Below are 19541 nucleotides of genomic sequence, written 5' to 3' on the forward strand. Positions count from 1 at the left end.
TGTTGCCATATCGCAAAAAATGGATTAATGATGAAGGATGCAGACAAGACTCATATTGTCTTAATCATGACTTAAACCGAATACGGATGAGCGATTCATCCAATGACTGAAGTCACGGGTGTTCTCGCCACACTTATAAAAAACAGAACTAATGTTTGAATTTTTACAATTGCTGTGTTATACTTGTTATAAATTAACGGGAATGGAGGGACTTGAAGTGAAAAATTCCATGTCGCCGCGCAGACGTGCTGTATATGATTTTATACGGCAAGAGATCAAGGCCAAAGGATATCCGCCTTCAGTCCGTGAAATATGTGAAGCGGTCAATCTGAAATCCCCTTCGACAGTTCATGGTTATCTTGGGGATCTTGAAAAAATGGGCATGATTCGTAGAGATCCAACCAAGCCCCGCGCCATTACTATTGTCGAGGATCATGACAATCGAAACAAAGAAAATGGATCTGCTGCGGAAGTCAGCGCGCAGCAAATCATGGATTTACAGCGTCACACCGCATTTGTACCGGTAGTTGGGCAGGTTACCGCTGGTAAACCAATTCTAGCCGTTGAAAATATTGAGGATCGCTTCCCTATCCCCTCATCGTTCATATCTGAAGGCGACTATTTTATGCTGCAGATTCAAGGGGAAAGCATGATCGACGCCGGAATTTTCGACCGGGATTACGTGCTCGTCAAACAACAGCAGGATGCGGCAAACGGCAGCATCGTGGTGGCATTGATTGACGACAGCGCTACTGTCAAAACCTTTTATAAGCAAAAGAGAAATTATCGCCTCCAGCCTGAGAATCCGGCTATGGAGCCTATTATTGTCGACGAAGTGTCCATTCTTGGGGTCGTCAAAGGCGTTTTTAGGAAAATGTAATTAGACATTCAGGCAAACCAAGTGGTCCGCTGCATGAGAGATCTTCTGCAGCGGACCTTTTATTTTGTGTAACAAAAATATAAGTGTCCCTCCCCAACCTGAAGTTGACTGCGACAAGCCACAAGCCACAAGCCAAGAGGACTGCAGTCATTGAGGCCTCTTATAATTTCTCCAAACAAAAATCCCCGAAGCACATCGCCTCGGGGATTTTTCACTTGTATAGCCACAGGTGCAAAAGAGCTGCAGATAACTCAAAGCGTCACAAAGTCCTACTTGCCCTCTTCGACTTTCCAAACTTTCCAGACGTTGCCCACAAGATCCGGACCCGGCTTGAGGGTAGCTCTGCCTGGCTGCCAGCCGGCTGGTGTTGCTTCTGTGCCTTTTGAAGCTCTGACAAGCTGGAAGGCTTGAATCTGACGGCGGGATTCTGCGACATTTCTGCCAACCGGAGGCGTCATGACTTCATAAGCCTGTACAATGCCATCCGGGTCAATGATGAAGCGTCCGCGCATTTGAACGCCGGCATCCTCATTGTAAACACCATAGAGGCGTCCGACATTGCCGTTTTGATCTGAGAGCATTGGATATGGGATCCCGCCCTCAACCATTTTAGACAACTCATGGTCTTCCCACATTTTGTGGACGAAGACGCTGTCGACACTGATGGACAGGACTTCTACGCCAAGCTTCTGAAGCTCTGGGAATTCGTCAGCGACCGCTGACACTTCAGTCGCTCAGACAAATGTAAAGTCGCCCGGATAAAAGCAAACAAACACCCATTTACCTTTATATTCTGAGAGCTTATAATTTGAAAACTGACCATTTAAGTATCCTGGCAACTCGAAATCCGGTGCAGGTGCGCCGACTTTAATCATAGATTGCTTGGCCTCCTTTTTCTCCAATTCCGTTATTTTTGTTTCCTCTGCGGCTGGTGCAAGTGAAGTGCCGGAAGGTCTTTGGCATCCGGCTTTGAATGGTGTTGGCACTGTTACATCTCCCCTTTCGCAGTTTTATAAAAAACATCAGTGCAAAAAGATCCTGGCCAGACTAGTCGGCCATAGAATTTGTTGATCAAGACTTATTTACCCATAAAAAATATTAATAATCTGTAATTATTACATTATTATACGGAATGTTGCCCCGCTGCATCTGAAGCACTTCAAGGCACGAAAAAGCCAGGTCCCGAAGTTTAAGGCGAATTGACGTTGCCCATAACTCCAAAGGACCTGGCTATATTAATCATTGTATGCCTTTATTATTTGCCTGCAGCTTTCGCTTCACGCTTTGATTCGATCTCGTCACGCTCTCTTTGCTCATCCGCAAGAGATTTCTTAGGAAGGATGATATTCAGCGCGAAAGCAACGATCGTTGCGATAACAACCGGGGAGCTGCCAAAGACCATGGAGACCCACTTTGGATAGTTCGCGAGGAACTGAGGAACTGCAGTGATGCCCATACCAAGTGCAAGAGCAAGGCCGACAATAGTCGTGTTTCTCGTTGTCATTTCCTGCTGGGTGATCAAACGCACACCAGACATGGTAATGATAGCGAAGACGCCGATGGTCGCGCCGCCGATAACCGCCTGTGGAATGGTCGTCATGAGTGCGCCAAACTTAGGAATGAAGCCTGCGACCAGAACGAAGACTGCAGCGAACAAGAAGACAACGCGGCTGACAACTTTCGTTGTGGAGACGATACCGACGTTCTGGCTGTATGTCGCAACTGGCAGACCACCAAAGAAAGCGCCAACTATGGAAGCCATGTTGCTGGCAATGATGCCGCCGCGGAGCTCAGTATCCGTAACTTCGCGGTTCATACCGCCAATAGTGGTAGCGGACAAGTCGCCGACTGCTTGGATCGAGTTGACAATAAAGATAACAGCCATGGAGACGATCGCTGCCGGGTGGAATTCAATTGGGAACTGGCCGAGAGCCGGAAGTGCAAACCAGGACTTTTGGCCGATGGCTGCGAAATTGACCATACCAAGCGGGAGCGCAATAGCATAACCGACGAGAATACCGATCAAGATCGAGGACAGTTTAACGATGCCCTTGCCAAATTGGCCGACGATCAATACTGTAATAAGTGTAGCGAAACCGACGATGAGCTGGTTAGGTGCGCCAAAGAGCTCAGGCGCTGTTGCTTTGAGACCTGCGCCGCCGCCAATGTAGTTGACAGCTGTCGTATAGAGGGAGAGACCGATACTCATAACGACTGTGCCCGCAACAATCGGCGGGAAGTATTTTCTGAGTGGTTTGATAAAGATTCCGACCAAGATCCCTATGACACCGCCGATAATCTGTGCGCCGAGGATCCCCGGGAGTCCGTATTGTGAGCCAATAGCGGTCATAGTAGGTATGTAAGCAAAGCTGACACCCATGATGACTGGGAGCTTGGAGCCGACGATCATGACTGGGAACAGCTGAATCAGCGTAGCAATAGCTGCGAGGAACATTGCACTTTGAACGAGTGTGGCGGCGTCTGCACCTTGGCCGGCGATGCCTGTTTTAGCAGCGAGGGCATTGACAGTACCTGAAATGATCAGGGCTGGCGTAATGTTGCCTACGATCATAGCAAGGACGTGCTGGAAAGAAAGCGGCAGTGCGGTCAGGAAATCAGGTTTGCCATAAAAATCAAAGATCGATGTGGACTTAGTGCTCATAAAATCTCCCCTCCAAAATGGTGTTGACATAGAATTATGAGTGCGTTTGCGTTAAATAAAAAGAGTCAGCATCAATGCGCGTGCATTAATACTGACCCTGTAAAGCCTGAATCTTTGCTGGGTTCCAGCAGTTTTGATGAAGTTTTGAGTGACAGATACCGCATCAATCGGTTTCTGCTATGGGGCTAGTATATCATAGCAACAAAAAGGTTACAAGATTATTTCACAGAAAAATGTGAAAAGTTCAAACGGAACGCGTATCACCTGCACGGCGGAAGGCTTGGAGGAACATGACTAAAGTTGAAATTGATCTTAAAGGACGCCGTCTTCCCTCATAGCCAGCAGGCTTCGAACCGCGCCATATTGAGAATGGGCGAAGGTCAGACCGCCCTGGAAGAAAACGTCGAAAGGCTCACGAATTGGCGCGTCAGCGCTGAGCTCAATCGAGGAGCCTTGAACAAAGGCGCCGGCAGCCATGATGACATCGCTGGTATAACCTGGCATGGCCCAAGGGAGCGGAACCACATGGGCATCCACGGGTGCCGCGCTCTGGATGCCGCGGCAGAAGCTGATGACCCGGTCGGCGCTGCTCAGTCGGACGGCTTGAATGATATCACTGCGGTTTGCGTCCCATTTTGGATTGACATCAAAGCCGAGGCGCTCATAGAGGCGGGCGCAGAAGACCGCGCCTTTCAGTGCGGAGGCAACGACGTTTGGCGCCATGAAGAGGCCTTGAAGAATAGTGCGGTTCTGTCCAAAAGTCAAGCCGCACTCTCCGCCTATGCCCGGGGTAGTCATGCGATAGGAGACGAGTTCTACCAAGTCTTTGCGTCCGACGATATAGCCGCCGCTGAGGGCCAGGCCGCCGCCGGGATTTTTTATGAGGGAGCCGGCCATGAGGTCCGCGCCAACGCTGGTGGGCTCCTGGGTATCAATGAATTCGCCGTAGCAATTGTCGACCATAACAATGACATCCGGATCAATGGCTTTTATATGACGAATCATGCCGGCGATTTCCGGCACGGTCAGGGAGCGGCGCCAGCTGTAGCCGCTGGAACGCTGGAGGTAGATCATGCGGGGGCGCTCGGCACTGACGCAGGTGGCGATACGCTCCAAGTCGAGGCTTCCGTCCTCCAGTAGGTCGATCTGGGCATAGCGGATGCCATATTCGGACAAAGAACCCTGCCCTCTTGCCGATGGCTGCCTGTCAGCAAAACTTCCGGCACCGGCAGCTTTAACCACTGTCGAATCATTTTTTGTCGTGATCCCAATCACCTGATCCAAAGTGTCATAGGGTTTGCCCGTGACGCTGATCATCAGGTCGCCGGGGCGCAGTGTTCCCTGCAGGCAAAGGGCCAGCGCGTGAGTGCCGTTGACAATGAGGGGGCGCACCAGGGCAGCCTCTGCGTCGAAAACGGTGGCGTAGATTTTCTCAACAGTTTCGCGACCAGGATCATCATAGCCGTAGCCGGTGTTCCAGGCGAAATGCATGTCACTTAAGCGGTGCTCCTGCATGCCTTTCAGGATTTTGATCTGATTATAGGACGCCTTCGCGTCGATGTCAGCATTCAGAGCGGTAATGTCCTGCTCCACGTCTTGGACGAGGGTCAGAACATCTTCCGGGATGCCGAGAAGTTCAAGATAATGTGGCAAAAGGCAGACCTCCCTTTGGGATTTTGTTATGCGAGGTATTTCTTTACGGGGTGAAGTGGACATGAAACGTTTTTGAGTGTCGTTTAACCTGGTTCAAAATATTACCCGAAAAATTACCTTCTTATTATTCACTTTTTTGTCACCGTCGTCAAGGCGCGGTCAATGACTTTAGGGACGAATTGGTTGGATAAACGACCATCGGCAAAAAAACATAAAAAAGAGCGCTCCATAAAGGAGCGCCCTTCAGAGTTATGCGCCACAAGAGATTAGGTTGCGGTTAAACTAATCAACGACAGGCGGGTCCTCCGGTCTGCCGGTATTGAAATTGACCGCACGGCTAGGGATAATGGTTGAAATGGCGTGTTTGTAGATCATTTGCTGCTTGCCCTCACTGTCAAGGACTATGGTATAACTGTCAAAACCTTTGACATGGCCCTTGATCTGGTAGCCGCTGATGAGAAAAATGGTGATTTGGGTTTTATCCTTTCTCACCTGGTTGAGAAAAATGTCCTGCAGATTCAATGAGACTTTCATACGATTAACCCTCCCGTGACAATTTTTGACGAATGGCTCTCTCTATCTGATCGATGACCGAATCGAGATCCGTCAGGCCGGCTGTGTCAAACCACTGAAGGGTCGGATATCGCTTGAACCAAGTGAGCTGACGCTTGGCGTAGCGCCTGGAGCTTTGCTTGATCAAATCCTTGGTCTCTTCAAGTGTTGCCAGTCCGTCTAGATATCGGAATACTTCCTTGTATCCTATACCCTGCATGGACTGACTTTTATCACTTAAACCCAAGTTTTTCAAAAAAATTATTTCGTCGATGAGGCCCGCCTCAAACATAAGGTCGACTCGCCGGTCAATCCGCTCATAGAGCGCTTGCCTATGGTCAGTGAGTCCGAGCAAAATAAAATTGAAACGCGGATTCGGAACGGGCGCGGTGTCGAAAGCCGGCGTCGCGGCACCTGTGGTCTCAAGCAGCTCCAGGGCGCGGACCACACGCCTTACATTATTGGGGTGGATTCGATCCGCAGCTTCGGGATCCTGGGCTCTGAGCCTATCATGGAGGGCATCCTTGCCCTCCTCTGTAGCTATGGCTTCAAGCCGTTTGCGCAGGGCGGCGTCCCCGCTGGCTCCGGAAAAATCCCGGTCAAACAGCAAAGCGTCGAAGTAGAGACCGGTGCCACCAACCAGAATGGGCAGTCTGCCCCTGGATAGAATGTCCTCCAGGCACTGCTCCGCAGCCGCTTTATAATCAGCGGCTGTAAATGGAAGATTGGGGTCCGCCACGTCCATCATGTGGTGAGGTACGCCCTCCTGCTCTTCTTTAGAAGGCTTCGCGCTGCCTATGTTCATGTGACGGTAAATCTGCATGGAGTCCGCAGACACAATTTCGCCGTCAAGCCTGTGACAGAGCTCAATGGAGATCTTCGTCTTGCCAACTGCGGTTGGGCCTGCGAGCATGACCACGTCTCTGGGGGATGCCGTGGGAGCTGGTTCGGCTGAATGGGCAGAAGTTTTTGAAAGTTGTAGAGTCATATCTCACCTGCTCACGTTAAGTTCTCAAGTTCTGAGGAATTTTTTCTCAATTTCCTGCCGTTCCATTCGCACCACGAGTGGCCGTCCGTGTGGGCAGGTATAAGGCGATTCAAGGGTTCTGAGCTCTTTGATCAATTGGGCCGCTTCAAAGGGCGTCAAGGCGTCGTTGGATTTGACAGCGGCCTTACAGGCCATGCTCATCAACCGGTCTTCAATGGGTTTCTGTGCGGCAGCGCGCAGTTCGTGGGCACTTTCTTTGTCCTTCAGCTGCTCAAAGAACCGCTTGGTACCAGGGACATCAAACAGCATTGGGACCTCTCTTAAGATGAAGTCCGTTTCGCCGAAAGGTTCCAGGGTGAAACCAATTTTTTCAAGGGTCTCACTTCTCTCGCCCAGGAGCAGCGCTGTCGCTTGGTCGCATTCAATCAGAATGGGTTCGACTAAAAGCTGCCTCACGACTTCGCGACGCTCATAGTCGCGTTTCATCTTGGCATAAAGTATTTTTTCATGGGCGGCATGCTGATCTATCAAAAGGATATGATTTTCCTTTTCATACATCAGGAAGGATTTGAAGAGCTGGCCAACATAGCGCGCGCTGTCATAAAGCGTCTCAGTGGGGGCCGTTTCGGTTGGTCTTGCGGCTTCTTCAAGTCCCGCAAATCTTGTCTCCGGGATCACGAGATTTTCGAGCAGCGTCGAGTCGAATCGGATGGGTTCGGAGTGCTTTGTAAAATCACGCCCGCCATAGCTGCTGCCCGACTCCCGGCTGACATTTGAGGTTTGTGTGACAGGCACATTTTTGGAGTTGGTGCCAGTCACGGAGATGGCGCTTGGGTCTGTCTCCGGATCTAAGTCGGTGCCCGTCACCGAGTCAGTATGGGTGCCTGTCACCAAATTCGTTTTGGTGTCTGACACTGATTCTGTTTTGGTGCCTGTCACTGAATTGAGTTTAGTGTCTGACCCCAAAGTGGATTCGGTGCCAGAGCTTGAACTATCTCGCCTTATATTTATGCCATTATATGGTGATTCCGTAGGGCTTTTTGGTCTGTTGAACGAATCCAGAGCAGGTACTGGTGCCGATGGTCCCGGTTCGAAGGCCGGTTTCGCCACAAAACTTTTAACGGGAACCTGCTGCCGCTGCTCAAGGGCCCGCTTCAACTCAACGGATAAAAAGTTCCGAAGGGCATCTTCCCTCTCGAACTTGATCTCCGTCTTTTGGGGATGAATATTGACATCACAGGCATCAGGCTGGATTTCCAGGTAAAGGAGCACCGCCGGAAACCGGCTTCCCGGAAGCAGTCCCTGATAGGCATATTGAATCGCGTCCAGCGTCATGCGGCTCTTCACGTAGCGCCCGTTGACAAAGGTCATCTGATAGTTGCGGTTGCCCCGTGTATAGTCAATCTTGGAGGCCCAGCCTGTCACTTTGACAAGCTCATTTTCAAAGCTGAACTCGAATAAAGAACGTGTCAGCCCACGCTCTAAAGTGGCGTAAGCCGCTGAAAAAACCTTATCATCTCCCGGCGTCTTGAAGACCAGCCTCTTATCGAGGACGAACTGAAAGGAAATCCCGGGATGGGACAAGGCCAGCTTGGTCATCAAGTCACTGATATAAGCGGCTTCTGAGGCCGCAGATTTCATAAACTTCAGCCGTGCCGGCGTATTGAAGAAAAGATCTTTGACGACAACGGTCGTACCGTGGGCCGCAGAGGTTGCTCTGCGGTCAGTCTCCCGGCCGCCGGCCAGGGTCATGTGAAGGCCTTCCTCGTCCTTTTGCCGCCGCGTGGTCAGCTCCAGATACGACACAGCTGCAATGCTGGACAGCGCTTCACCTCTAAAACCCAAAGTCCTGAGGGACACCAGGTCGTCTATGGAGGCGACTTTGCTGGTAGCGTGGCGTTCAAAAGCCAGGGGCACATCCTCCGGATTCATGCCGCAGCCGTTGTCTGTGACGCGAATGTACTTCTTCCCGCCCTGCTCGACCTCGACGACAATACGGGTAGACCCGGCATCAATCGCGTTTTCAACCAATTCTTTGATGACCGCCGCAGGGCGTTCGACAACCTCGCCGGCAGCGATTTTATCCGATACTTGAGGTGACAGTCTTTGGATCCGTTTGGGCTCGGGGAGGGTATGGGCTTCGGTGACCACTGGATGAATCTGTTCTGGTACGGATGAAGTCAAGACATCATCACCTTCATGTCCAGCGAGCTGTTCTTCATTCATTGATTTGTTTGGTTGGGTCATCCTCATCTCCCCTTTCCGCTGCTGCCGTTAATTCTTCGCGCCTCATTGATCAGGCGGTCCAGCGCGCCCATAGCCTCAAGGGGTGTCATTTTCAGCACGTCCAGGGTTGCCATCTCTGACACAAGGTTTTCGGCCTGGCCGGACGTCAGAAAGCTCAGCTGCTGCATCACAGGCGTTGGCTCAGAAGGCATAACCGGGTCGAGGTCATTTAGCTGCTGAATATTATTATTGATATCATTTTCCTCAAGCTTTTTCAGAATCTGTCTTGCCCGCGTCACCACAGCCTCCGGCAGGCCCGCCAGCCGAGCCACCTGAATGCCGAAGCTCTGATTGGCGCCGCCGCGGACGATCTTGCGAAGGAACACAATATCCTCTCCCTGCTCCCGAACGGCAATGCAGAAGTTCTTGACACCGCTGAACTTCCCTTCCAGCTCCGTCAGCTCGTGATAATGGGTCGCAAACATAGTCTTTGCGCGGATGCCGCTGCGTCGTGACAGGTGCTCTACCACGGCCCAGGCAATACTGAGGCCGTCATAAGTGCTGGTGCCCCGGCCTATTTCATCCAGCAGAATGAGCGACTGTGACGTCGCGTGGCGCAGGATGTGGGACAGCTCGATCATCTCCACCATAAAGGTGGATTGGCCCTGTGAGAGGTCATCAGAGGCGCCTACGCGGGTAAAGATCCGGTCTACCGGGAACAGTGATGCCCGGTGGGCTGGGACGAAGGAGCCAATCTGATACAGCAGCGTAATCAGCGCTACCTGCCGCAGATAGGTCGACTTACCGGCCATGTTGGGGCCGGTGATGATGTGAAATTGCTGCTCATCCTGGTCCAGGGACGCATCATTGGGGATGAACGGCACCTTGGGGAACATCTTTTCGATCACCGGATGTCGTCCGCCTTCAATGGTTAAAGCACCGGGCTCTCCAGTGAGGGGGCGGCAGTAATTCTGCACATAGGCCAGCTCCGCCAGACCCGTGAGGACATCAATGGAAGCCACTGCATCTGCAGTTCGTTTCAGCCGTGAGACTTCGGCCAGCACTAAAGTACGAATCTCGCTGAACAGCTCATATTCGAGGCCGGTGATGCGCTCCTCGGCACCCAAAACCTTTTCCTCCAGGGACTTCAGTTCCGGGGTAATATAGCGCTCGGAATTGGCCAAGGTCTGCTTGCGCTGGTAATCCTCCGGGGCCAGGTGACTGTTGGTGCGGGTGATATCCAGATAATAGCCAAAGACTTTATTGAAGCCCACTTTAAGGGATTTTATGCCGGTACGCTGACGTTCGCGGGTCTCCAGATCCAGGATCCACTGCTTCCCGTTTTGGACAATATCCCTCAGTTCAGCCAGGTCGGCGTTGTAATCAGAGCGGATCAAGCCCCCCTCTTTGACAGAGATGGGCGGCTCGTCCGCGATGGAACGGTCTATTAAATCATAAACGTCTTCAAGAGGATCAATCTCGCCCCTGAGTTGATTGAGCAGAGTCGCGTCCGCGTCGCTGAGGATGGCCTTGAGGTCCGGCAGAATAGCCAGGGAGGATTTCAGCGCCAGAAGGTCCCTGGCATTGACAGTCCCGAAGACCAGCTTCGAAGAAAGTCGTTCCAGGTCGTAAACGGACTTGAGGAGCTCCCGGACCTCACTCCGGAGGATCAGATCGTTGACGAAGAGGTCAACGGTTTCCAGGCGCTGCTCAATAGCCTCTGTATCCAGCAGTGGCCGTTCGAGCCATTGGCGTAGCCTGCGGCCGCCCATGCTGGTGGCCGTATGGTCCAGAACCCAAAGGAGTGAACCGCGCTTGCGCTTATCCCTAAGGGTCTCTACAATCTCCAGGTTGCGCCAGGCAAACTTGTCCAGCATCATGAACTGACCGGTCTGATAGACCAGGATCTGCTCAAAATGCCGGAGATCCACCTTTTGGGTTTCTTCAATATAAGCCAGCAAGCCGCCCACAGCGCCCAGCTGAGCACTGTCAGGAACGAGGCCCAGCCCTTCCAGGGACAAAACACTATAAACCCGACGAATCAATGGTGCAGCTTGATTAGGGTCGAAATAAGCATCCGGTACTGTGGTCATAGTGTAGCCTTCGGCCGTCAAGGTTGACATAATATTATTATGTAAACCGTCAAACCCTTTACTCACAATAATCTCACTTGGCTTAACTTTGAGAATTTCTTCCAGCACCCGGTCAACGCCTTTTTCGGGATCAAAAAGGGTTGTCTTCAGCTCGCCCGTCGTAATATCCGCGTAGGCCACAGACCAGGCATTCCTCTCATTCAGCGCCAGGACGTAGTTATTTTCCCTCTCATCCAAAAAGGCCGGATCAATGACCGTACCCGGCGTCAGGATCCGCACCACTTCACGCTTGACCAGCCCCTTGGCGAGGGCCGGATCCTCCACCTGCTCGCAGATGGCAACTTTGTAGCCCTTTTCCACCAGTCTTGAGAGGTACACATCCGCCGCATGATAAGGGACGCCGCATAGCGGCGCCCGTTCCTCCAGACCGCAGTTGCGGCCGGTCAGCGTCAATTCCAGCTCCCTGGAAGCGGTGACAGCGTCATCAAAAAACATCTCATAAAAGTCGCCGAGCCTATAAAACAGGATATAGTCCTGATAGCTGTTCTTAATCTCAAAATACTGCCGCATCATGGGCGTCAACTTGTCGTAGTCCACTTCAGAACCCCCTCAACCTAAGCCAGCACTTCCACTATATCCCCAACCAGGGAGAAATTTTTAGACTTCGTGATCTTGACCATGGCAAAGGCCCCGACTAAGTCCAGGGGTCCCTCAAACGCCACCAGATGATTATGGCGGGTGCGGCCAATCAGCGTGCCTTCCCCATCCTTGCCCTGCTGCTCAACCAGAACCTCGTATGTCTCACCCACGTGGACTTTGTTCTTCTCGATCACAATTTCGTTCATCCGCTTCAGCATCCGGTCAAACCGCGCGTGCTTCACGTCCTCCGGCACCTGGTCCTCACGCTCCGCAGCCGGCGTGCCCGTCCGGATGGAATACATAAACGTAAACGCCGAATCATAGCGGGCCTGCTCGATCAGTGACATGGTCTCTTCGTGGTCCTCCTCCGTCTCCCCGGGAAAACCGACAATAATGTCCGTCGTTACCGCAAGTCCAGGGATGCGCTTTCGCGCCCGCTCCAGAATGTCCAGATACTGCCCTTTGGTGTAGTGCCGGTTCATGGCCTTCAGCACCCGGTCGCTCCCAGACTGAACCGGCAGGTGCAGGTACTCGCAGATGTTTTCACAGCGAGCCATGACTTCGATCAGCTCGTCTGAAATGTCCTTAGGATGGCTGGTCATAAACCGGATCCGTTTTAGTCCTTCAATTTTGCTGACGCGCTCCAGGAGTGACGGGAAGTCTTTTACAGCCTCAAAGCCTTCTCCAGTGCTTTCTGCCGATGGTTCCAGCCCCCGCCCATAAGAATTGACATTTTGCCCGAGCAGCGTCACTTCTTTGGCGCCGTCCCGAACCAGTCCCTCGATTTCCCTGACTATGGACTCCGGCGTCCTGCTCCGTTCCCGACCCCGTGTATAAGGCACAATACAATAGGTGCAGAAGTTATTGCAGCCGTACATGATGTTGACATACGCCTTGATGCCCACTTTGCGCGTCACCGGAAGGCCTTCTATGACTTCGCCCTCCGAATCCCAAACATCCACCAGCAGATGTGAGGACGTATAGGTCTGTGACAGCAGATGCGGGAACTGATGAAGATTGTGCGTCCCAAAAACCAGGGATACATGGGCATACTTAGCCTTGATTTCCTCAACCACGTGAGGCTGCTGCATCATGCAGCCGCAGACAACAATACGCAGATCCGGATTCTTTTTTTTAAGCGGTTTCAGCGCGCCAAGATTGCCATAGACTCTGAGCTCAGCGTTTTCTCTGACACAGCAGGTGTTGAAAATTATGAGATCAGCATCTTCCTTCTTCAGTGCTTCCACATAACCCATTTCTCCGAGCATGCCCGTCAATTTTTCAGAGTCGTGCTCATTCATCTGACAGCCATAGGTCATGATCATGAACCGCCGCTTCCGGTCGTGGTCGACCTCGAACTGCGCATTCAGATTTCGTTGTATTTGAATATAATAGGACTGGTCTGCGTAAGCAGACGCAGAAAGTGGCGGCCTTTCAGTGCGTTTCAATGTGTTTCCTCCTCATAAAAACTTAAAATCAGCTATTTGAAGCGATAAAATTTCATCCCTTTATTATATCAGAAATTTTAGATGGCACCAACCTGAACGCTTTTCAAGTCAGAAGAAATAGTGAAAGATTTTATATGTAAACAATGTGTGAACACCATGACGCTTTTTCTCCTTTTAGGTGTATAATACTATTACTGAGTCATTCAAAACAGATGATGCAAAAAATCTTATTTAGGTGAGGGATCCCGTCCATATGCAATCGACTCTGAAGCAAAACACATTATGGGGTTATGGATTTGGAAATTTTGGCTATGGGGTAATCTCCCAGGCCGTTTCTACTTTTTTGATGTTTTATGCCACAGCAGTTCTCGGCATGAACGGCGCCTGGGTTGGGATGATTGTGAGTATAGGCGTGATCTGGGATGCCGTTTCGGATCCAATCATGGGTTATTTATCTGATCAGACACGCTCAAAGCGCTTTGGCCGGAGACACCTTTACCTTTGGATTGGCGGTATTGGCATTGCCCTCAGCAACGCGCTCTTATGGTACATCCAGCCGGAGATGAGCCTAACGGTCAAACTTATTTCCATGGCTACCTGGATCCTCGTACTTAAGACCTTTCTGACCATTTATATCACCCCTTACACTGCCCTTTCCGCCGAACTGACAGAAGGCTACGAGGAGCGCACGAAGATTCAAGCAGTGAAGACAGCCTTTTTTCTGATGGGAATCTTCTTCACAGCAGCACTTGGTTTGGTCCTCTTTTTCAAGCCCACCGCTGAATACCCGGTAGGACAGCTGAACCCGGCAGGCTACCAGGCTATGGGTACGGCAACCTCGATCCTCATGTTGATTTCCATGGCAGGTGTTATCCTGACAACAAAGCGCATGATCCCCTATTTGAATGGACGGATTCTCTCTGAAGGACAGGTTGGCATAAAGCACTTTGTAAAATCGATCCGACACGCTTTCACCAACAAAGACTACACTGCCGTTGTCATAGGCTATCTGTTCACCAACCTCTCCAGTGCCTTAATCAATACCATAGGCCTCCATGTCTTCACCTACACCTTTTCACTCAACAGCTCAGGAATAGCTATGATTATAGGCGCCCAGATCCTGATCAGCATCTTGAGTCAGCCTGTATGGGCAATGCTGTCAGACAAAATGGAAAAACGTGAATTGATCAAGCTGGGTCTTCAGATTTCAATAGTTGGCTGCTTATATTTTATGCTTATGGTCATTTTCAGAAATTATTTTGACTTTCAATTTTATCACTTAATTCCATTTAGCTTATTGGCTGGTTTTGGCACCGGCGGTCTCTATACCCTGCCCCAGTCTATGATTGCTGACACGGTGGACGTCAACGCCCTGGAAGTGGGAATGCGTCAGGAAGGCGTCTTCTTTGGCTGCATGACCCTTTCCTATAAATTGTCGCAATCCGTAGCTGTTTTTCTGCTCGGTTTTGTACTCGAATTATCCGGATTCAATGCAGAGCTGGGCGCCCAGTCGCCGAATACAGGCTTGGTGCTCGGGCTGGTGCTGGCCCTTGGCGGCATTCTCTTCTTTGTGTTCGCGTATTGGGCATTCAAACCCTATTCTCTTGATCGCGACAAAGTCAACGACGTGCATCGTGAGCTGCAGCGGCGCATAGCTGAAGGCAGAGTCAAACTTTAAAGGTGAGAAAAAAACAGGAACCGGCGTCTTTTTCGCGCCGGTTCTGATTTGTTTTTTGCATTAAAATAGACAGATGGTCATCAATGTGATTTCCATCTGTCTATTTTTGAGGGGCTGCGTTGCAGCAACCCCTTCATTATAATCTCCAAACTCGCTTAATTACTCTTCCTCAGAAGCCTCAACATCATCAGAGAACGCGCCGTCAACAGTTGCTTCGATAGTCTCGACAACTTCTGCTTCTTCCGCTTCCTCAGCCGCTTCTTCTTCAGCTTCCTTCATGGAAAGCTTGATTCTGCGGTTTTCGAGATCCACATCCAGGAGCTTGACGAGACGCTTCTCGCCGACTTTAAGCTCGTCAGAAGGCTTCTCTACACGCTTGCGCGCGATTTGAGAAACGTGGACAAGGCCTTCAACACCCGGCTCGAGCTCGACGAATGCACCAAAGTCAGTCAGATTGACGACTTTGGACTCGAAGATGCCGCCGATTGTGTAGTGATCCATGAACGTCGTCCAAGGGTCGCCTTTGAGCTGCTTAATGCTGAGGGAAATCTTCTCAGTTTCTTTATCGATAGAAATAACTTTGACTTCTACGACATCACCAATTTTGACAACTTCCTGCGGCTTGTTGATGCGGCCCCAAGTGAGTTCTGAAATGTGTGCCATGCCGTCGATGCCGCCGAGGTCGATAAAGACGCCAAAGCTTGTGATGCGCTTGACTTCGCCTTGAACGACAGCGCCTTCAAAGACTTTTTCCCAAACCGCTTCCTTCTTCGCAGCGTTCTCTTTTTGAAGAACAGTCTTGCGTGAGAAGACAGCGCGGCGCTTTTCGCGGTTGAACTCGATGATTTTGACCATCATTGTCTTGCCAACGTATTCCTTGAGATCGTTGACATAACGGGTAGAAATCTGGGATGCAGGGATAAAGCCGCGCGCTTCCTGATAGTAAGCGACGACGCCGCCTTTGACGGTTTCAGTGACTTTGACTTCAATCTCCTGCTCAGCAGCATAAGCTTCCTCGAGAAGACCCCAGTCTGCGTACATGCTGACGCGCTTGAGGGACAAGAGGACGTTGCCGTCGCCATTGTCATTTTTGATGACATAAACTTCGATTTCCTGATTCTCTTCGAAAACGCTGAGATCAGCTGGTGTTGCTGCGCTTGAGATCTCTTCGAGAGGAATGACGCCATCCGCTTTATATCCAATGTTGACGATGATCTCGTCACTTTTGACCTGGACAACTTTGCCTTTTACGATCGATCCGCTGCGCGGAGCGCGTAAAGACTCGTCAATCTGATCCATGAATTGTTCCATTGAGTTGTTTTCCATGTAGGTTACCTCGCCTTCAACTATTTGAAATTTTTTTTAACTGATTCAAGATGTCATCCATCACCCAATCCGGTGTGGATGCTCCAGCCGTTATTCCTATATTATCACAGTTCAACAAATTTATCATCTGTAAATCTGCCGCAGATTCAATAAAATAGGTATTTTCACAATTTTTTTTACAAATTTCGTAGAGTTTCTTTGTATTTGACGAATGGGGACCCCCTACCACCAGCATGCAGTCGACTTCGGAAGAAAGGGTCTCTGCGCTCGCCTGTCGTTCGGAGGTGGCTTTGCAGATCGTGTTGTGTGCGACAAGATGCATGGCGCGCTCAGATAGGTGTGCGTAAACCGAGTCCCACAGAGACAGGCGTATGGTTGTCTGTGCCACCAGCATGAGGGGGTGGGAGAAGTGACCATCGGCAGATATGTTCTGGCTCTCCCAAGCCACAAGCGCCTCCAGAGAATCCACCACAAACACCGGACCATGACACCAGCCGGCAATGCCGACAACCTCCGGATGCGTGGCAGTGCCTACAATCATTACTGCTGAACCATCCTGACTGAAGCCGTCCACGAGTCTGTGGATTTTTTTTACGAAAGGACACGTGCCATCCACCAATGGAATTCCAAGGGAAGCCGCCTCATCGTGAAAGGACTTGGGGACACCGTGGGAACGGATGACCACGGTTTTGCCGGTACCCTGAACCTCCTTCAGATCCTCAATGACGCTGACGCCTTCTTGTTCCAGCTTTCGAACCACATCCCGGTTGTGAATCAGCTCGCCATAGGTGACCGCGCCTGCAGGAGCCTTCCTGGCATCCAAAGTCAGCTCCAGTGCACGCTTGACGCCAAAGCAAAATCCGGAGGCAGAGGCTATTCTGATATTCATGGACCTATGCCCTCCCCTTGTAAAGCTCAATGTGAGCATAGACATTTTTTAGAATCTCAAACACCGCATTTTCATAATCCGGACCGGTGGGTTTGCCCTCAAACTGAAGGGTTACCAAGGGATGGATAATGATCCGCACTTTTGAGAAAAATTTATAGGTTGAATCTATGGTCACCGGCTGAATGGGTACCCCAGCCTTGTGTGCAATCATGCCCACACCCGCTTTGGGCGGCAGCGGGGTCAGACCCGGATTACGCGTTCCTTCCGCAAAAATCAGCACGCTTTCCCCACCTTTGAGAAACCGCAGCGCCGCCTTGACCGCGCCAATATCGTTGCCGGTCCGGTCCACGGGGAACCCGCCGCAGCCCCTGAAGAACCAATCGAAAAGCCGGTTGCTGAACAGCTCTTTTTTAGCCATGAAGCGGATGTAGTCCGGGATAAAGGTGCCAAACACCAGCGGATCTTTGTAATCGATATGATTGGGACAGACGACTTTGGGCTGAGCGGGGTCCCAGTTTTCGCGTCCAACGACCTCTACCCGGTAGATCACCCGGTAAAGCACATTGAAAATGAATTTGATAAATACCTTCAGCACGGAGGCGCCTCCCCTCTTCGCAACTTTTCTACAGCGTCGCAGATAGCTGCCACGACCTGGTCAATACTCTTTCCCGTGGTATCAATGCGAAACGCGTCCTCCGCCATGACCAGCGGAGAATCCTCGCGGCTGCTGTCCACCTGATCCCGGTGGGCAATGTCTTTAAGGATCGTGTCGAAGTCTGCGGAAAAGCCCCGGGCTTCAAACTCCAGGAACCGCCTGCGTGCCCGCTCTTCAAGGGAGGCTGTCAGGAAGAATTTGTAGCGCGTTTCAGGGAGCACCACGGTGCCAATATCGCGGCCGTCCATGACGACGCTTCGGCCCTCTGCCTGGGCGCGCTGCATTTTGACCAGGTGCCTGCGCACTGCCGACATGGCAGCTACCTGAGAGACCCGGCGGGTGACTTCCTGAGTCCGGATGGCCTCTGAGACGTCCCTTCCGTCCAGAATGACCTGTTCAGTGTAGAGCTCCAGGCCGGTGGTATCCAGAAGGTGATCAATTTCGAGGTCGAGTTCAGGGGTCAGTTCGGGGGTGCTTTGGAGTGTGTTTTCGCGACCATCGGCAAATCCATCCAGCTTATGAAAGAGGCCGGTTTCAATGAACTTCAGGGCAATGGCCCGGTACATGGCGCCGGTGTCTATATAGTCACAGCCCAGCGCTTTGGCCACCCTGCGGGCAACAGTGCTCTTGCCCGAGCCGGCGGGCCCGTCCAGCGCAATCTGGATTTTACTAGTCGAATCTGATTCCATATGGCAAAACTCCTTCGTTGAAAATGCTTATCATCTCATTATAATACAATATAAAAAGCGTCGCAAGGCCGGCGGTCCATAGTTTGCAAGGGACCCATCAGCGCGTGTCTGAATTAAACCACCTATACTGACTAAAGCGCGTAAATTGCCTAAACCGCCAGGGGAACCGAAAAATTTTCACAAAAAGCTTCTTGAACCAACACAAAAAGGAGGCCGCGTCTTTGGCTGGCCTCCCCCCTGCATTTCATGGATGACATGCGCACCGGCCTGAACAGGCGGTCACAGAATCACTTAGGGTTGTAGATCTTATATTCGTTCCAGATATTCTCGAGCTTCTCGAAGTTTTCTTCCACACGTTCCATTTCCTTGATCGAAACCATCTGGATCAGCGCGTTGATGAGGCTCATAGGCGCGACCAGGGAGTCGATAAAGGTATTCATGCCGTAGCGGGCGAAGAGTGAGTGCTTGACCATAGGCACAAGGGGCGCCATAGGGCTGTCTGTGATGCCTATTATAGTCGCCCCCTGAGTCGTCGCAAACTCAACGATCTCAAAGGTCCGCTTCGCGTAGCGCGGGAAGGAAATGGTGATGAGCAGGTCGTCTTTGGTGATATTGACGAGGTGGTCAAAGACATCCAGCGCGCCGGCAGTGACCACGACCACATCCTTCAGGATGAAGTTGAGGTAAAAGCCGAGGTAATTGGCCAGAACGGAGGAACTGCGCATGCCCAGGATATAGACGCGCCGGGCGTTGTGAATCTCCTCGACGATCTGGGGCATGGTCTCTTCATCCACGCCGTCCAGCGTGCGCCGGATGTTGTCCATGTCCGCGTTCATGACCTTTTTCGTATAACTGGATTCCTTCTCCAAATCCTTGGAAAGCTCAAAGCGCTGAACTGTGGTCAGCTTGGTCTTGATGGATTCCTGAAGACCCTTCTGCAGCTTGGGATACCCGTCATAGCCCAGGGCGTTGGCAAAGCGTACGACCGTGGATTCGCTCACGCCCGTAGAATCACCCAGGGTGGAAGCTGTCATAAACGCCACTTTGTCGTAGTTCTGGAGGATAAAGTCAGCAATCCGCTTTTGACCTTTACTCAGTTTAATATAATTTTTCTCTATGCGATTGAGTAAATCATTATGATCGGCCATGGCCAAGACCGCCCT

General features: G+C 51.3%; 15 protein-coding genes. 2 read left to right on the forward strand and 13 right to left on the reverse strand.

The annotated features are described in order from the left end of the window. Positions 1-229: 229 nt before the first annotated feature. Complete coding sequence (gene lexA / locus OEL90_RS09455; RefSeq protein ID WP_414635021.1) at positions 230-880, forward strand: transcriptional repressor LexA; 651 nt, start codon at positions 230-232, stop codon at positions 878-880. 269 nt (positions 881-1149) lie between these two features. Here lexA and prxU read toward each other — a convergent pair whose 3' ends face one another. The 8 genes from prxU to miaB all read right to left on the reverse strand — a co-directional run bounded on the left by prxU (position 1150) and on the right by miaB (position 13141). Beyond that, complete coding sequence (gene prxU, locus OEL90_RS09460) at positions 1150-1866, reverse strand: thioredoxin-dependent peroxiredoxin (protein ID WP_291401380.1); 717 nt, start codon at positions 1864-1866, stop codon at positions 1150-1152. Positions 1867-2135: 269 nt separating this feature from the next. Further along, the gene (locus tag OEL90_RS09465) at positions 2136-3542 is read right to left on the reverse strand and encodes a uracil-xanthine permease family protein (RefSeq protein ID WP_291401379.1); all 1407 of its coding nucleotides are present in this window, start codon (positions 3540-3542) and stop codon (positions 2136-2138) included. Positions 3543-3854: 312 nt separating this feature from the next. Next, positions 3855-5195, reverse strand: a complete 1341-nt coding sequence (locus tag OEL90_RS09470) for an aminotransferase class I/II-fold pyridoxal phosphate-dependent enzyme (protein ID WP_291401377.1) — start codon at positions 5193-5195, stop codon at positions 3855-3857. A gap of 282 nt (positions 5196-5477) precedes the next feature. Next, complete coding sequence (hfq, locus tag OEL90_RS09475; protein WP_291401375.1) at positions 5478-5729, reverse strand: RNA chaperone Hfq; 252 nt, start codon at positions 5727-5729, stop codon at positions 5478-5480. 4 nt (positions 5730-5733) lie between these two features. Then, the gene (gene miaA / locus OEL90_RS09480) at positions 5734-6735 is read right to left on the reverse strand and encodes a tRNA (adenosine(37)-N6)-dimethylallyltransferase MiaA (RefSeq protein WP_291401373.1); all 1002 of its coding nucleotides are present in this window, start codon (positions 6733-6735) and stop codon (positions 5734-5736) included. 24 nt (positions 6736-6759) lie between these two features. Beyond that, positions 6760-8982: a DNA mismatch repair endonuclease MutL gene (gene mutL / locus OEL90_RS09485; protein WP_300688192.1), complete on the reverse strand. Its 2223-nt coding sequence runs from the start codon at positions 8980-8982 to the stop codon at positions 6760-6762. Positions 8983-8984: 2 nt separating this feature from the next. Then, positions 8985-11651, reverse strand: a complete 2667-nt coding sequence (gene mutS / locus OEL90_RS09490; protein ID WP_291401369.1) for a DNA mismatch repair protein MutS — start codon at positions 11649-11651, stop codon at positions 8985-8987. 17 nt (positions 11652-11668) lie between these two features. Then, on the reverse strand, positions 11669-13141 hold the full coding sequence (gene miaB / locus OEL90_RS09495) for a tRNA (N6-isopentenyl adenosine(37)-C2)-methylthiotransferase MiaB (protein ID WP_331488126.1): 1473 nt from the start codon (positions 13139-13141) through the stop codon (positions 11669-11671). Positions 13142-13394: 253 nt separating this feature from the next. On the opposite strand from miaB, the gene OEL90_RS09500 reads away from it, so the two are divergent. After that, positions 13395-14819 (forward strand): MFS transporter, encoded by a 1425-nt coding sequence (locus OEL90_RS09500; RefSeq protein WP_300688195.1) that lies wholly within the window; start codon positions 13395-13397, stop codon positions 14817-14819. Positions 14820-14978: 159 nt separating this feature from the next. On the opposite strand, the gene rpsA is transcribed toward OEL90_RS09500, so the two are convergent. The 5 genes from rpsA to OEL90_RS09525 all read right to left on the reverse strand — a co-directional run bounded on the left by rpsA (position 14979) and on the right by OEL90_RS09525 (position 19526). After that, positions 14979-16145: a 30S ribosomal protein S1 gene (gene rpsA, locus OEL90_RS09505; protein ID WP_291401365.1), complete on the reverse strand. Its 1167-nt coding sequence runs from the start codon at positions 16143-16145 to the stop codon at positions 14979-14981. 16 nt (positions 16146-16161) lie between these two features. Then, a complete protein-coding gene (ispH, locus tag OEL90_RS09510; RefSeq protein ID WP_291401363.1) occupies positions 16162-17034 on the reverse strand; it encodes a 4-hydroxy-3-methylbut-2-enyl diphosphate reductase in 873 nt (290 codons plus the stop codon). A gap of 4 nt (positions 17035-17038) precedes the next feature. Next, positions 17039-17629, reverse strand: a complete 591-nt coding sequence (locus OEL90_RS09515; RefSeq protein WP_291401361.1) for a lysophospholipid acyltransferase family protein — start codon at positions 17627-17629, stop codon at positions 17039-17041. Next, positions 17623-18378, reverse strand: coding sequence for a (d)CMP kinase (gene cmk / locus OEL90_RS09520; RefSeq protein ID WP_300688198.1), 756 nt, complete (start codon positions 18376-18378; stop codon positions 17623-17625). Before cmk ends, OEL90_RS09515 begins: the two co-directional genes overlap by 7 nt. Positions 18379-18665: 287 nt before the next feature. Then, on the reverse strand, positions 18666-19526 hold the full coding sequence (locus OEL90_RS09525) for a MurR/RpiR family transcriptional regulator (RefSeq protein WP_300688200.1): 861 nt from the start codon (positions 19524-19526) through the stop codon (positions 18666-18668). Between the last annotated feature and the right edge of the window lie 15 nt (positions 19527-19541).

Source organism: Acidaminobacter sp. (genome assembly GCF_030247605.1).
Taxonomy (GTDB): domain Bacteria; phylum Bacillota; class Clostridia; order Peptostreptococcales; family Acidaminobacteraceae; genus Acidaminobacter.